This window comes from Clostridioides sp. ES-S-0001-03 (assembly GCF_020676075.1).
Lineage (GTDB): Bacteria > Bacillota > Clostridia > Peptostreptococcales > Peptostreptococcaceae > Clostridioides.
The window spans coordinates 132193-147676 of record NZ_JACVWJ010000001.1; the positions used below are offsets into that span (position 1 = coordinate 132193).

14 protein-coding genes and 1 riboswitch are annotated in these 15484 nt (G+C 27.9%); all 14 genes read left to right on the top strand.

Annotation, left to right across the window (positions count from 1 at the left end; all coding sequences use genetic code 11):
- Positions 1-9: 9 nt before the first annotated feature.
- The 14 genes from IC174_RS00590 to IC174_RS00655 all read left to right on the top strand — a co-directional run bounded on the left by IC174_RS00590 (position 10) and on the right by IC174_RS00655 (position 15341).
- Entirely contained in the window at positions 10-171 is a 162-nt protein-coding gene (locus IC174_RS00590; RefSeq protein ID WP_009891746.1) for an aspartyl-phosphate phosphatase Spo0E family protein, read from the top strand.
- 174 nt (positions 172-345) lie between these two features.
- On the top strand, positions 346-1011 hold the full coding sequence (locus IC174_RS00595; protein WP_227433682.1) for an MgtC/SapB family protein: 666 nt from the start codon (positions 346-348) through the stop codon (positions 1009-1011).
- 66 nt (positions 1012-1077) lie between these two features.
- The gene (gene pepF, locus IC174_RS00600; RefSeq protein ID WP_227481862.1) at positions 1078-2862 is read left to right on the top strand and encodes an oligoendopeptidase F; all 1785 of its coding nucleotides are present in this window, start codon (positions 1078-1080) and stop codon (positions 2860-2862) included.
- A 256-nt stretch (positions 2863-3118) separates the two neighbouring features.
- Positions 3119-3952, top strand: coding sequence for a phosphate ABC transporter substrate-binding protein (locus tag IC174_RS00605; RefSeq protein ID WP_227433684.1), 834 nt, complete (start codon positions 3119-3121; stop codon positions 3950-3952).
- 254 nt (positions 3953-4206) lie between these two features.
- Positions 4207-4290: riboswitch (cyclic di-GMP riboswitch) on the top strand.
- A 578-nt stretch (positions 4291-4868) separates the two neighbouring features.
- The gene (locus tag IC174_RS00610; protein WP_227433685.1) at positions 4869-5546 is read left to right on the top strand and encodes a response regulator transcription factor; all 678 of its coding nucleotides are present in this window, start codon (positions 4869-4871) and stop codon (positions 5544-5546) included.
- A gap of 78 nt (positions 5547-5624) precedes the next feature.
- Positions 5625-7640: a sensor histidine kinase gene (locus IC174_RS00615; protein ID WP_227481863.1), complete on the top strand. Its 2016-nt coding sequence runs from the start codon at positions 5625-5627 to the stop codon at positions 7638-7640.
- Positions 7641-7689: 49 nt separating this feature from the next.
- On the top strand, positions 7690-8370 hold the full coding sequence (locus IC174_RS00620; RefSeq protein ID WP_227433687.1) for a response regulator transcription factor: 681 nt from the start codon (positions 7690-7692) through the stop codon (positions 8368-8370).
- Between the two features lie 339 nt (positions 8371-8709).
- Positions 8710-9627 (top strand): phosphate ABC transporter permease subunit PstC, encoded by a 918-nt coding sequence (gene pstC / locus IC174_RS00625; protein ID WP_227433688.1) that lies wholly within the window; start codon positions 8710-8712, stop codon positions 9625-9627.
- 1 nt (position 9628) lies between these two features.
- On the top strand, positions 9629-10453 hold the full coding sequence (pstA, locus tag IC174_RS00630) for a phosphate ABC transporter permease PstA (RefSeq protein WP_227433689.1): 825 nt from the start codon (positions 9629-9631) through the stop codon (positions 10451-10453).
- An 18-nt stretch (positions 10454-10471) separates the two neighbouring features.
- Positions 10472-11236 (top strand): phosphate ABC transporter ATP-binding protein PstB, encoded by a 765-nt coding sequence (pstB, locus tag IC174_RS00635; protein ID WP_227433690.1) that lies wholly within the window; start codon positions 10472-10474, stop codon positions 11234-11236.
- 27 nt (positions 11237-11263) lie between these two features.
- Positions 11264-11917 (top strand): phosphate signaling complex protein PhoU, encoded by a 654-nt coding sequence (gene phoU, locus IC174_RS00640; protein ID WP_227433691.1) that lies wholly within the window; start codon positions 11264-11266, stop codon positions 11915-11917.
- 156 nt (positions 11918-12073) lie between these two features.
- Positions 12074-12946, top strand: coding sequence for an FUSC family protein (locus IC174_RS00645; RefSeq protein WP_227433692.1), 873 nt, complete (start codon positions 12074-12076; stop codon positions 12944-12946).
- A gap of 83 nt (positions 12947-13029) precedes the next feature.
- Positions 13030-14466 (top strand): [Fe-Fe] hydrogenase large subunit C-terminal domain-containing protein, encoded by a 1437-nt coding sequence (locus IC174_RS00650; protein WP_227433693.1) that lies wholly within the window; start codon positions 13030-13032, stop codon positions 14464-14466.
- 47 nt (positions 14467-14513) lie between these two features.
- Entirely contained in the window at positions 14514-15341 is an 828-nt protein-coding gene (locus tag IC174_RS00655) for a polysaccharide deacetylase family protein (RefSeq protein ID WP_227433694.1), read from the top strand.
- Positions 15342-15484 lie beyond the last annotated feature (143 nt).

The window sequence follows — 15484 nt, forward strand, 5'->3', positions numbered from 1 at the left end:
GTGATTATTATGGCGAACAATGAATTAGAAGCGTTAAAAAATGAAATTGAAGCAGTTAGGGAAGAGATAAATACATACATAGAATATCCAGAAATATTTCAAGAAGAGCTCGTAGAATCAAGTAAGAAAATAGATATATTAATAAATAAATACATGTACTTAAGCAAATAGCCCACAGTTGTGGGTTTTTTTGTATTAAAAATTAACAGATATTACTATTTATCATATACTAATAATAATATTAAGGTATAAGATGTTATTTCTGATATAGAAATTATCTGTATGATATGATGTAGAAGTTATTTATATGATATAAATTATAATTGGGTCAGGAGGTTTTATATTATGGGCGATATAGGAACTAAGGAGATAGCAATAAGATTATTATTAGCATTAGTTATAGGAGGAATAATAGGACTAGAGAGAGAAAAGATAAGGCAATTTGCAGGATTTAGAACACATATATTAATAGCAATAGGTTCTTGTATTACTTCAATAACTTCAATCCAGTTATTGTCTGACTATAGTTTATATACAAATGCTGACCCAGCAAGAATGCCTGCTCAAGTGTTGTCTGGAATTGGTTTTTTAGGTGCAGGAGCAATTCTAAAGAACAAAGGTGGAGTGAAGGGGCTTACTACAGCCGCTGGGATGTGGGCAACTGCATGTATTGGTATAGCGGTTGGTTATGGTTATTATGAGCTAGCAATTTTAGGATGGTTGTTTGTAATGATAGCATTATTTGTGCTTAGGATACTAAATACGTTTCTATTTAGTCAAGAAAAAAATGTATTGATATTAAAAATAAATAATTTAGATTCAATACCTTTTTTATATGATAAATTTGAAAAAAATCAACTTATTGTAAGGAATATGGAAATAGAATGTCGTAGTGAAGAATATTGGAAAGTAAACTTTTTTATATCTTATGATAAGAGAATACACTTACATGATATTATGAAAGAAATAAATATGATAGAAGGAGTAATAAATGTAGATTATTTGGACTAAAATATATACAATATATTTTGTAAAGTAAATAAAATATAAAAATGAATTAAAATAGAGGTGTATAATATGGGAACTGATAGAAGTACGATAGAAGAAAAATACAAATGGAAAATAGATAAGATGTACTCTACTAAAGAAGATATTGAAAAAGACATAAGTAAAGTAAAAAATCTTATTCAAGAAGTAAAAGAATACAAAGGTAAATTTTCTGAGAGTAAGGAAAATTTATACAAAGTATTAAGTATCTCTGAAAATGCATCTAGAATCATCCAAAATCTATATGTATATACTCATATGAAACAACATGAAGATACTAGAATCAATGATAATCAAGGAAGAGCCACTAAGACAGAAATGTTATCAACTGATTTAGGAGTGGCTACTTCTTATATAGTTCCAGAAATACTGTCCATAGAAGAAGACAGATTAAATGAATATTTGAAGGATGAGAAGTTATCATTTTATACAAAATATATAAAAGATATATTGAGAGATAAGCCTCATACTTTGAGTGAAAAAGAAGAAGAGATACTTGCAGCTACATCTGAATTATCAACAGTTCCAGAAAATGTATATGATATGTTAGCATATGCAGATATGGAATTTCCTGAGATAGAGGATGAAAAAGGTAATAAGGTTAAACTTTCTCATTCAAACTATTCTCTATTTATAAAAAGTAAAAATGGAAGAGTTAGAAAAGAAGCTTTTGAAGGAGAATTTTCTACTTATGGAAAATATAAAAACACATTTGCTTCAACACTTTATGGTGGAATAAAGTCAGAGATATTTTATGCAAAAACTAGAAAATATAATTCAGCAATAGAAGCATCGCTATTTTCAGATGATGTAAGCTTAGAGGTTTATAATAATCTTATATCAGCAATAGATGAAAGTATTCCTACTTTGAATAAGTATGTTGAACTTAAAAAGAAGTTCTTGGGATTAAATGAAATACACATGTATGACTTATATGTTCCTCTAACTGATAAATTTGATATGGATATACCTTATGAAAAAGCACAGAGCATTATATTAAAGGCACTTAAGCCTTTAGGAGAAGAATACTTAAAAGTTATAAAAAATGCATTTGAAGAAGGTTGGATTGATGTATATGATAATGAAGGTAAAAAAGGAGGAGCTTACTCTTGGGGAAGCTATGATTCACATCCTTATATATTAATGAGTTATAAAAATGACCTTAACTCTCTATTTACATTAATTCATGAATTAGGTCATTCTGTCCATAGCCATTATTCGAGAACAAGTCAGCCATTTTTATATTCAGATTATAAAATATTTGTTGCAGAAGTTGCATCTACATTAAATGAATTACTTCTTATAAATTATTTATTAGAAAATTCTAAGTCTAAAGATGAAACTATATATCTATTAAATTATTATTTAGAGCAATTTAGGACTACTGTTTATAGACAAACTATGTTTGCTGAATTTGAAAAAATTGTACATGAAAGAGTAGAAAGTGGAGAGCCACTTACTGCTGATGAATTTACTGATATATACTATAAATTAAATGAGAAGTATTATGGAAAATCTGCAATAGTAGATGAGCAAATAGGGATAGAGTGGGCAAGAATTCCACATTTTTATTCAAATTTCTATGTGTATAAGTATGCTACAGGATTTTCTGCTGCAAGTGCATTAAGTCAACAGATACTTTCAGAAGGTAGTAAAGCTGTAGATAGATATATAAACTTCTTAAAAAGTGGAGGGTCAGAGTATCCTTTAGAACAATTGAAATCTGCTGGTGTAGATATGACGAAAAAACAATCTATAGAAGAAGCTTTAAATGTGTTTGCTAGTTTGGTTAATAAATTAGAAAAAGAATTATAAAATATGATAAATTAATAGCTTAGATAAAAAATTATAAGAATATTATATGATGTATTATACTAGTGTTGATTGGAAAACACTTAAAAAAATTAATCTAATTTTAAATATACTATATAAAATTAGATTTTTACATGTATTTAACAATATTTACATTTACTTAACCTCGCTCTAATATTCACTTAACAAAAAATATGTATTATTAAAATATAGCAAATATGAAAACAAAAAAATTAAAATATAAGCGGGGGTAAGTAAAATGTTCAAAAAGAAAATAGGAGTTCTTTTAGCTAGTACAATGTTGGTTGGAGTCTTAGCAGTAGGATGTGGTTCTGACTCTGGAGGTTCAGGAGATTCAAATAAAGTTTCTGTTTCAGGTTCAACTTCAATAGGGCCTCTTATGGAAACTATTGGAGAGAAGTTTCAGGAAAAAAATCAAGGTGTTAGTGTAGAAGTACAACAAATTGGTTCTTCTGGAGGTATAAAAAATGCAATAGAAGGAACGTCTGAAATAGGTATGAGTTCAAGAGATTTAAAAGATGAAGAAAAAAGTGCTGGATTAAAGGAAACTAAGATAGCAATAGATGGTATAGCATTAATAACTAATAAAGACAACCCAGTAAAAAATCTTACAATGGACCAAATAAAAGGTATATACACAGGAAAGATAACTAACTGGAAAGAAGTTAACGGAAATGATGAACCAATAGTAATAGTATCAAGAGAAGAAGGTTCAGGAACTAGAGATGGATTCCAAGAAATTGTAGGATTCAAGTCAGAAGAATTGACTAAAGATGCACAAATAAGTGATGGTTCAGGAAATATAAAAACTACAGTTGAAGGAAATAAAAATGCTATAGGATATATATCATTTGGATATGTTGATGAGAAAGTAAATAGTTTAAAAGTAAATGATGTTGATGCAACTGATGCCAATGTAATAGCTAATAAATATCCAATATCAAGACCATTTATATTAGTTAATAAAGAAGATAAATTATCAGAAAAAGGTAAGGCTTTGATAGACTATATATTGAGTGATGAAGGACAAGCACTTGTTTCAGAAAAAGGATTCATTAAAGTTAATCAATAAGATAAAGCTAATTATTAAGATAAAAACTTAACATAAAAAAATATATGATACCCTGCAAAGTCAGCTTATAAAAATGCTACTATAACTTGCAGGGTATTGTCTATTATTGATGATAGAAATATAAACATTTTTAAATAAAAAATATATATAGTTAGTACATTATATTTAAAAAATATGTAAATATTGACAAGATAATATTACAATGTTAGAATAGAAATGAAATTTATCAGAACAATTTAAACAAGTTTAATGAAAATATTTTAGAAACTGAGAAGTATATCTTATTATTGGGCATCTAGAGGTATATGGAGTTAGTGGTGCAACCGGCTATGAATATAATTTTATATTACATAGCCTTTTTTTTGTTTTAAATTTAACATAGTTGATATGAAATTTGAAAATTATAAGCTTTAATAACTTTACTTATATATATAAATGGCTATATTTAGCCAAAGTAGCCCTTTGTTGGAAAAGGGAAATTTTTTAAAAAATATAATGCAATTATAACGAAGATATAATAATTTTATAATCAATTAAAATACATAATATAATTTTTTTATAACAATGTACTTACCAAAATAATACAATTTATTTTATATTATAACCATATAAATCGTATAAATCAATACTCAAACTGGCTAATGGACAAGTTTCTATAAATATCGTATATATATGAGATATAATGATTTTAAGTTCCATTTTTCCAACAATCGGAGACTTTGATTAGTATTTAATAATGAATGCTTAATATTTAAGACAATGTTCAAGAATTATTCAAAAATACTTAAGTTTTATAGTCTAGTTTGTAAAGATATTATAAAATAATAATATTAGTTAGATAAGAGGTAAAACATTATAATTTGTAATACTTATAACTTTAGATTATGATTAAAATATTTTTGAATGGAGTGGTGTAATGTATAACTTATTAGTTGTAGATGATGATGTTGATATTTTAAACATAAATCAAATTTATTTTTCTAACATAGGTTTTAACGTATACACAGCAGAGACTGCTAAACGTGCAATGAAGATAGTAGAAAGTATAGTTTTAGACTGTATAATACTAGATATTGCACTACCAGATTCAGATGGATATAAAATATGTAATGCTATAAAAGAAAAGGTTAACATACCTATAATATTTTTATCTAATTACGAACATGAAGAGGAAAGAGTGCAAGGTTTTTTATCTGGAGGAGATGATTATATAACAAAGCCATATAGCTTAAAAGAACTTGAACTTAGAATCTATGCTCGGATGAGGCAATATAAAAACATTACATCAGTTCCTAATGTGTTAAAGTTTTCATCCCTAGTAATAAATGTAAATTCAAGAAAAGTAACCTTTGATGAAAAGGGTATTGACTTAACCACCATGGAGTTTGAAATACTATTATTTTTAGCTGAAAATAAAGAACAAGTATTTTCAAAAATAGAGATATATAATCAAGTTTGGAAAATGCCTGATGTTGGAGATCAACATACTGTACAAGTTCATATTGCACAGATGAGGAAAAAAATTAATTCTTTAAGCAGAGAGCATCAATATATTCAAACCGTGTGGGGTAAAGGATATAAGTTTGTACCATAAGCAAGATAATCTAAGCAATAAATAGTTCTTATTTTATCATTTAATATTACTACAAAAGAAAGAGATGTGGTTAATGCAATGAAAAAGTCTAATGTACTAAAAGGAACTCTCATTGTATTGATAGTCTCTCTGTTGGCAATAATAGGATTAAATTTTCTTTATAAATATGATAATAAATATACATATAAGTCTATTAGAGCAAGTAATGGAATTTTAATTATAGATGAGGATACTTTTTCTAAAAATAAACTTGTTTTTCTAATAGATGATTGGGAATTTTATAACCATAAGATATTTAAGCCAAAAGATTTTAGAGAGAAACATATAAAACCAGAATACATTTTCATAGGACAATATCCAGATTTTTCCATGAGAAAAGAAAAACAATCGCCATATGGAAATGCAACTTATCGCATGAGGATAAAAAATGAAGGTAAAGACAAAGTACTAAGCCTAGAACTTCCAGAAATCTTTTGTTCAAGTGAAGTTTGGATAAATGGTGAAATAGTCTCTAAGTTAGGAGATATAGGTACAGAAAGATATAGACCTAAAATTAAAAACACAGTAGTAAGTTTTGTTGCAAAGAAAGATACAGAAATTATAATCAATGTGTCCAATTTCTCACATTATTATAGCGGTTTGTATTATCCACCTGCATTAGGAAAAACAAAAGATGTAAGTAATATGATATTTTATAGATTAGTTTTTTATAGTGTTATTTGTTTTACAACTATTGCAATAGCTATATTTTCTCTAGCTGTTTGGGTACTTTCAAAACAAAGCAAGCTATATTTATACTTTGGATGTATGTGTATTTTTTTTGCTATACACGTGTCATATCCTTTTATACATTTAATGGGGCTTCCTTTAGTGAACTTTACATATGCAGTTGAAGATTCATCATACTTTATAGCAGTTTTATGTATTATTTGTATAAATGGAAATATATCCAAAATTGAAAGAAATAAAGTATATAGATTTTTAATTTTACCATTAGGAATTACTATGTGTATCATATCCATTGTGATACCAGTTATTCTTCTTCCATATGATATATACTTTGTTAATATCTATGGAAAATTAATAGACATATATAAATATGTTGTATTTATTTATATATTGATGTCTTCAATAGTTTCAATTTATAAAAAAACATACTTTGAGCAATTAAGCTCCTATATTTTAGTTTCAGCAAACATAGTGTTTGGTGTCAGTATATTATTTGATGTAGTGACTAGTAATAGGTTTGAACCTATATTTACAGGATGGCAAACAGAATACTGTGGTTTTTTAATAGTTATTTTATTTTCTATTATGATGATAAATAGAAATAGAATAATAATAAAAGAAAATGAAAAACTCACACAAAATCTTGAGCATGAAGTTGAAGTAAGAACTAATGAACTTACAACACTATTAAATGAACGTAAAAAATTCTTGGCAGATGTAGCACATGATTTAAAGGCACCTGTTTCAGCTATACAGGCATTTATAGATTTAATAAAGGTGGGGAATATTCATGTAGATGAGGAGACAAGAACCTATCTTTATGCAATAAACCAAAAATCAAATGAAGTTCAAAATAGAGTACGTAGTTTACAAGAATTTACATTACAAGATAAAAAAATTGGTCTTAGTGAAAAAATATGTCTGAATGATTTTATTAAAGAGGTATATGAAAATAATTTACCAGATACACAAGCATGTGGTGTAAATTTTGAAGTTTATATATTAGATAAAAAAATATATGCAAAAGTAAATAAAGAAAGATTGGCTAGAGCATTTGAAAATTTAATTTATAATGCTTTGAGCTTTACTTCATTTGATGGGAAAATAATTTTGTCAGTGAATAAAGAAGATGGATTTGCAATTATTAAAATTTCTGATAATGGTAAAGGTATACCAGCAGAAAATATACCAAAGATATTTGACCGATTCTTTACAGAAAGGGACAATAGTACTTCAAAAGGTCAAGGGTTAGGATTATATATTGTTAAATCCATTATAAGAGAGCATGATGGAGAGATTTTTGTAGATTCAGAGTTGGGAAAAGGAACTGTTTTTACAATAAAATTAAGTTTATGTTTTTTATAATAAATAGTTATTTAATATAAAAGAATAATGATATTTAGGAGTGATTATAATGCAAACTAAGATATTAATAATAGATGGAGACAAGAATAATTGCCAGGAATTAAAAAATTTCTTGGAGCAAAAAGGAATAAATGTAGATTTGGCGTATAACTGTGAAGAAGCTATTGGAAAAATATTTAGCAATAAATACGATTTGATATTTTTAGAAATAATCTTAACTGATGGTGATGGATGGACTTTATGTAAAAAGATTAGAAATGTAACTACGTGTCCGATTGTTTATATGACTTATATAAATGAAGACCAAAGTATTTTAAATGCTTTAAATTCTGGTGGTGATGATTATTTAATCAAACCTTTAAATTTGGAAATACTATATGCAAAGGTAAAAGCAATTTTAAGAAGAGTAAATTCATATATAAATAACAATGAAAGCAATACAAGATTAGAAGAATACAATAGAACAAGTGGAGTAATAAAATTAGAAGATAAAATAATAAAATTAACTCCAACAGAAAATAAGTTGTTGAACTATTTTATAGAGAATCCAGAAAAGACATTAACTACCAAAGAGATATATGAACATGTATGGTTAAATGATTATCTAGAGGATAATTATAGTGTAGTAGTTGCAGTGAACGGACTGAGAAAGAAAATAGAGAAAGATTACAAAAATCCTCAAAAAATCATAACAATAAGAGGAGCAGGGTATTACTTTAATAAGGAATAATAAATATATAGATTATAAAAGGTTAAATCTAGTTAACAAATTTTAATAGCAGATATAAATAATAAATTACGTGTAGTACGTATTATTACTTATATCTGCTATTTTATTGTTGCCAAATATAGTTAAATTGTAAAGTAAATGTCAAATATAGTCCAAAAAGTAAAATTAATGTTAAAAAAGTGAATATAATTTTACACTTGTTTAACTTAAACCTAATATAGATTTAACTTAAAAAAAGTAGAATAAAAATATAGAAAATTTAATAATGACGAACTTATAAAAATTTAAATTTTAAATACAGAACGAAAATAAATAGGTATATTTTAATGGGAGGATATTATGATAGTAAAATCTAGGTTAGTAGGTTTAGAAAAAAATGACAATAATGGAAATAAGACTAAATATATAGTCGAAAAAGTAGCAAAAAATATATTTCTATTAAGTGCTTTAGTAGCAGTCGCAAGTTTACTTTTGATAATAGGATTTGTATTTTATAAAGGGTTAAGACCTTTTATATTTGAGGGATACTCATTTATAGATTTTTTAACAGGTGCGGATTGGGTTCCTTCAGCTAATAAGTTTGGAATATCATCTATGATAGCAGCATCAATAGTTGCTACAATTGGTGCACTTATAATAGGAGTACCAATTGGAATATTAACATCTATATTTATAGCAGAAGTAGCACCTAAAAGATTAGCAAAAATAATGTCACCAGCAGTTGAACTTCTGGCAGGTATACCTTCAGTACTATATGGGGTGTTTGGCCTTGCAGTAATAGTTCCAATGATACAAAGTATATTTAATCTTCCAAAAGGACAGAGTTTATTAGCAATAATAATAGTATTAGCAGTAATGATGCTTCCAACAATAATATCTGTATCAGAAACAGCTATAAGAGCAGTACCAAAAGCATATAAAGAGGGTTCATTAGCACTTGGTGCATCAAAAATAGAAACAATATTTAAAGTTGTATTACCAGCTGCAAAGTCTGGAGTATTAGCAGCAGTAGTACTAGGCGTAGGAAGAGCTTTAGGAGAGACAATGGCAGTAATACTTGTTGCAGGAAATTCACCAGTTATGCCAACTTCTATAACAGATAGTGTAAGACCACTTACAACTAATATAGCACTTGAAATGGGATATGCATTTGGGACACATCAAGAAATGTTATTTGCAACTGGAGTAGTATTGTTTACATTTATATTAATTTTAAACTTAGTTTTAAATAAACTTTCAAATAAGGCGGTAAATTAAGATGAGAAAGTTCAGAGAGAATATATTGAAATTATTAGTATATCTATCAGCATTATTTACAATAGTATCACTAGTAGTTATAGTAGGATTTATATTTATAAAGGGAATCGGAAATATGAATTTTAACTTCTTATTTAGTAATTATTCAGCATCAGGTGATGGTGGTATATTCCCAATGATAATTACAACATTATATACTGTATTGGTTTCTATAATTGTAGCAACACCAATAGGAATCTTAGCAGCTATATATTTACAAGAATATGCTAAAAAAGGAAAAGCAGTTACAGCTATAAGGTTTGCCACTGAAAGTTTGTCAGGAATACCATCTATAGTTTATGGATTATTTGGAGGAATTTTCTTTGTAGTTACCTTAAAAATGGGATATTCAATAGTTGCAGGGTCACTTACAGTTGCAATAATAATATTACCAGTAATAATTCGTACAACAGAAGAAGCTTTAAAGACAGTTCCTCAATCATATAGGGAATCATCTCTAGCATTAGGAGCTACTAAATTTCAAACTTTATATAAAGTAGTACTTCCAAGTGCAGTACCAGGAATTTTGTCAGGAGTAATATTGTCAGTTGGTCGTATAATTGGAGAATCAGCTGCTATACTACTTACAGCAGGTACTGTAGCTAAGATGCCAGGAGGAATATTTGATAGTGCAAGAACACTAACTGTACACTCATACTTACTAACTAAAGAGAGTGGAGACATAGCAACAGCAGCTAGTATAGGTATTGTTTTAATAGTAATTGTATTAGTATTAAATATGTTAGCAAGATTTGTTGCTAAGAAGTTAAATAAGGCTAATTATTAAATTTAAGAGGTGTGAATGATGGAATTAATCAATAAAATAAAAATGAGTGTAAAAGATTTGGATTTATTTTATGGTGACAAACAAGCTCTAAATAAAATAAATATGGATATAAAAGAAAATAAAGTTACTGCCTTAATAGGTCCATCTGGATGTGGAAAATCTACTTTTATAAGAACATTAAATAGAATGAATGACCTAATAGAAAATGTAACAATTACAGGGACTATTTCCGTTGATGGAGAAGATATCTATACTTCAGATGATGTTATAAACCTTCGTACAAAAGTAGGAATGGTATTTCAAAAACCCAATCCATTTCCTATGAGTATATATGATAATGTTGCATATGGACCTCGTACGCATGGGTTAAGAGATAAAAAGCAACTAGACAAGATAGTAGAAGAAAGTTTGAAGGGAGCAGCTATTTGGGAGGAAGTTAAAGATAGGCTTAAATCATCTGCATTAGGATTATCTGGAGGACAACAACAACGTATATGTATAGCGAGAGCAATTGCTATGAGACCAGAAGTTATACTTATGGATGAACCTACATCTGCTTTAGACCCAATTTCAACATTAAAAGTAGAAGAACTTATAGAAGATTTGAAAAAGGACTATACAATAGTCATAGTTACACATAATATGCAACAAGCTGCTCGTATATCAGATGAAACAGCTTTTTTCCTAAATGGAGAGGTTATAGAATTTAGTGATACAAAAACTATGTTTACTACTCCTGTGGATAAAAGAACAGAAGACTATATAACAGGTAGATTCGGTTAAAATATATAACTATAAAGGAGTTAGACAATGGTCAATAATAGTTTAGATATAAGTATTGATACTTTAAAAGAGCAGACAGTACTTATGATGGAAAAATGTGAAGAGGCAATAGAAAAGTCTGTAACTTGTATGATAGAAAAAGATTTAGAAGGTGCAAGAAAAGTAGTGGATGATGATGAAGAAATAAATAAATTGAGAGAAGAAATAAGAGATAAAAGTATAGAATTAATAGTGCTAAAACAGCCAATGGCGAGAGACTTAAGATTTATTTATTCTTTGGGAAACATATCAATAGAATTAGAACGAATTGGAGATTATGCAGCAAATATAGCTAGAGAAATGTTGAAAATAGGTGGAGAAGCTTATATAAAAGAGTTGATAGATATACCTAAAATGGCAAAGGAATGTAAGAATATGATGTCTCAAACTAGAGAGGCTTTAATATCATTTGATGCAAGTATAGCTTATAATGTTGGAAGTAAAGATGACATTGTAGATGATTTATATGAGCAAGTACAAATTGATTGTTTAAAAATAATGCATGAAAATTCAAATACAATAGATCAAGGTGTAAAACTTTTACTTATAGGAAGATACCTTGAACGAATTGGAGACCATATAACAAATGTATGTGAAAAAATAATCTTTGCAATTGAAGGTAAAATGGTAGAGATAGGATAAAAAACTGCTTTATAGCAGTTTTTTTATTGTCTAAATTAAAAAGCAATTGTTAAAAAAATGCGATTAATGGGTAAATTTAAAAAATTGTGATATACTAGGAACATATTAAATATGAGGATGCGTATTTTATATAAGGTGCTTTTAGGAGGTGGAAATTTGAAACTTCAAAAGATGGGTATGAGGACTATAAAGACAGGAATTAGTGTAACTTTATGTATGCTTCTTGGTAATTATTTAGTTGAGAATATGTTTTATTCTCTAGTAGCATGTATAATTTCTGTTCAGGACACAGTGAAAGGTTCTTTAAAGACAGGAATCAATAGAGTAGAAGGTACTATTTTGGGTGGTATAATAGGATTTTTATTTGCTATCACCAAAGCAGGAGACCCATTTTTATGTGGTCTTGGTGTAATGTGTTCAATATATCTATGTAATCTGTTTAAAATAAAGTCAGTAGTTGTTGCCTGTGTCACTTTTCTAGCCATACATCTAGGTGTAGGAAACAATGACCCCGTATACTATTCTTTACACAGGGTATTAGATACATCTGTAGGAGTTTTATTTGGTGTACTCGTTAATTATTATGTTGCTAGACCAAACTACCTAAATAGTGTTATAGATGAGTTTAAAAAAATAGAAGAACTTTCAATGTTGCTTATTGAAGAAAAAATACTTAGAAAAGAAAATCTAGATGTAGAAAAATTTGAAGAAGAAGTAGAAAAATTGGAAGAAATATATTCAAAACTTATCGACGAGCTAGACTATAGTTTAAGTGAAACCAATATAGAAAAAATAGAAAATGCCTTAAGGATATGTAGAGAAATCCACTTTCACATGCAATCTATAGAGTTACTAGAAAATAAACTCTATTTAAAAGAGCATACATATAAATACCTTAAGAAAACATATGGTGTGGATGAACTGGATTGGAATGTAGATGAAGAAAAAAGTCCAGTGTTTAACTATCATTTAATGAAAATAATGCTTGAAATAGAATTATTGAAAAAATTAAATAAGTCATATCAATAATAGTCAATAAATAATAAATAAAAAATAGTATCTTTGTAAATATTAAACATATATAAGTTTAATTTACGGAGGTACTATTTTTTATGAATACTATAAATGATAATTCTAAAATATTAGAAAGATACAAAATGAAGCTTTTTGGAGAACTTGTAAAGGCAGTATGGAATGAGGATACAGAAGATATTGAAAACTTGCCTGAAAAAATTTTAAGTGAAGAGTTAAACGAAAATTTAGATAGTCATTTTGATAATCAATTTGACAAAGATACTATGGTGAATTTAATCAGGGTAACTATGGGATTGGATGTAACAGGAGATACAGATAAAAACCTAAAAGATGCATTGCACGAAGCTGTAAATTTGGATGAAGTAAAAAGACCAATAATATCTATAATATCAGATGCTTGTAAATATTGTGATGAAAATAATAAAGAAGATGAGTCATGCAATATAAGAAATAAGCATATTAATTGTAATGAGGAAGATACATGTAGTGCCTGTGGTGATTGTGTGTCAAGATGTAAATTAGGTGCGATATCAGATAAGATTGAATTCATACCAATGATAAAGCTATTAAAAGATATAAAGAGTCCCGTATATGCAATAGTCGCACCAGCTTTTGTAGGTCAATTTGGAAAAGATGTAAGTCCTGGTAAGTTAAGAACTGCATTAAAAAAGATAGGATTTGAAGATATGATAGAAGTTGCTTTAGCAGCAGATATGCTTACTGCAAAAGAAGCATATGACTATTATGAGCATATGAAAAAGGACGAAGAAGGATGCTTTATAACTAGTTGCTGTTGCCCTATTTGGGTTAGCTTAATACAAAATAGTTTTCCTCAAATATTAGATAAGGTATCACCATCTGTGTCACCTATGATTGCTTGTGGTAGAGCTGTAAAGATTTTAAATCCAGAGGCTAAAGTTGTATTTATAGGCCCTTGTATGGCAAAGAAGAAAGAAGCAATGTTGGAAGATATAAAGGATGCAGTTGATTTTGTACTTACGTTTAAAGAATTACAGGAAATATTTGATGCATTAGAACTAAATCCAGCAGTAATGGATGAAAGTAATAGAGTAGAAGCATCTCTTTCAGGTAGAGTTTATGCTAGAACAGGGGGTGTAAGTAAAGCAGTCAAATTATCAGTTAGAAGAATTGATAAAAACATAAAGTTTAAAGAAAAAGCATTTGAAGGAACAAAAGAATGTATGGATGGTCTGAAGAAAGTTTTAAATAAAGAGATAGAGGCTACTTTCATAGAAGGAATGGGCTGCGTAGGAGGTTGTGTGGGAGGTCCTAAGCGTATTTTAAGTGTAGAAGAAGGTACTAAGAATGTTGATGAATACAGTGAAAGTACAAATATGGAAACACCATTTGATAATTTAAATGTTCTACAATTTTTAACTTCTATGGGAATAAAGAGAGTAGAATCATTGGGAGAAAAAGAAGAAGAACAAGTAAAGAAAATATTTAGCAGAGACATAAAAAGTAATAAGAAGGACAATAAATATAAAAAATAATTTTTTTAGTTTGAGTTTATGTTTTTATAAAAAGGGAGATATGGGGGATGAAAATTAAAGATAATAAAACTGTTTTTCATGTAATTATACGTGTATTTCTTGTAGCTGTTTTAATTTTAACTGGGACATTATTAGAAGAAAAAATTAACAATGTTCCAGTTGAAAATCTCAATACAAAAGATAAAACTACATTAGAATTACTTTCTCAAAATAACACTTTAGGAGAAATTATATATAAAACATCTCAAGAAGAGAGGAAAGGACCAGGAGCTACATCTGAAAAAGTTGCATACATAACAATAGATGATGGACCATCAAAATATACAAATGCGTTGCTCGATATTTTAAAAGAAAATGATGTCAAAGCGACATTTTTCATGCTTAATCAAAATATGAAAAACCACAAAGAAGAGGTGAAGAGAGTCTTAGAAGAACAAAATTCGATAGGATTTCATAGTGTAAGTCATGATATACATAAGTTGTATAAGAGTCCAGAAGTAACAGTTGGAGAATTTGACACATGTAATAAAACGCTACAGGATATAACTGGTCAAAGCTCAAAGTTAATAAGACTACCATATGGAAGTAAGCCATATATGCCAGAAGGTTCATACGATAAGCTTATGGCAAATAATTACCTAATTTGGGATTGGAATTTAGATACACAAGACTGGAAATCGTCCACAAGTCAAATAGTTAGTAATATTTTATATTATGGAAGAAAAAGAGATGAATTAGTAGTATTAATTCATGAAAAAGAACAAAGTGTAAATGCTTTAAATAATATGATAAGAATTTTAAAAGAGAGAGGATATACTATATTGCCAATTACAGAGAATGTTATGCCTAAAAACTTCTGGCAAGAAAACCTATAGTGAACTTTAAAAAATATAAAATAAAGCATTTATAAAATATAATACATAACTTAATTACATTTAAAATATTATAGTTAAAATGTCATATAGGAAAATAACATATAAAGTGAAACTAACATAAAATTAATAAAATAGTAGTAAAA

Coding starts and splice junctions, on each gene's coding strand:
- IC174_RS00610 (WP_227433685.1), top strand. CDS start 4,869: ATGTATAACTTATTAGTTGTAGATGATGATGTTGATATTTTAAACATA.
- IC174_RS00620 (WP_227433687.1), top strand. CDS start 7,690: ATGCAAACTAAGATATTAATAATAGATGGAGACAAGAATAATTGCCAG.
- IC174_RS00595 (WP_227433682.1), top strand. CDS start 346: ATGGGCGATATAGGAACTAAGGAGATAGCAATAAGATTATTATTAGCA.
- phoU (WP_227433691.1), top strand. CDS start 11,264: ATGGTCAATAATAGTTTAGATATAAGTATTGATACTTTAAAAGAGCAG.
- IC174_RS00615 (WP_227481863.1), top strand. CDS start 5,625: ATGAAAAAGTCTAATGTACTAAAAGGAACTCTCATTGTATTGATAGTC.
- IC174_RS00650 (WP_227433693.1), top strand. CDS start 13,030: ATGAATACTATAAATGATAATTCTAAAATATTAGAAAGATACAAAATG.
- IC174_RS00655 (WP_227433694.1), top strand. CDS start 14,514: ATGAAAATTAAAGATAATAAAACTGTTTTTCATGTAATTATACGTGTA.
- pstA (WP_227433689.1), top strand. CDS start 9,629: ATGAGAAAGTTCAGAGAGAATATATTGAAATTATTAGTATATCTATCA.
- pstC (WP_227433688.1), top strand. CDS start 8,710: ATGATAGTAAAATCTAGGTTAGTAGGTTTAGAAAAAAATGACAATAAT.
- pstB (WP_227433690.1), top strand. CDS start 10,472: ATGGAATTAATCAATAAAATAAAAATGAGTGTAAAAGATTTGGATTTA.
- IC174_RS00590 (WP_009891746.1), top strand. CDS start 10: ATGGCGAACAATGAATTAGAAGCGTTAAAAAATGAAATTGAAGCAGTT.
- IC174_RS00605 (WP_227433684.1), top strand. CDS start 3,119: ATGTTCAAAAAGAAAATAGGAGTTCTTTTAGCTAGTACAATGTTGGTT.
- pepF (WP_227481862.1), top strand. CDS start 1,078: ATGGGAACTGATAGAAGTACGATAGAAGAAAAATACAAATGGAAAATA.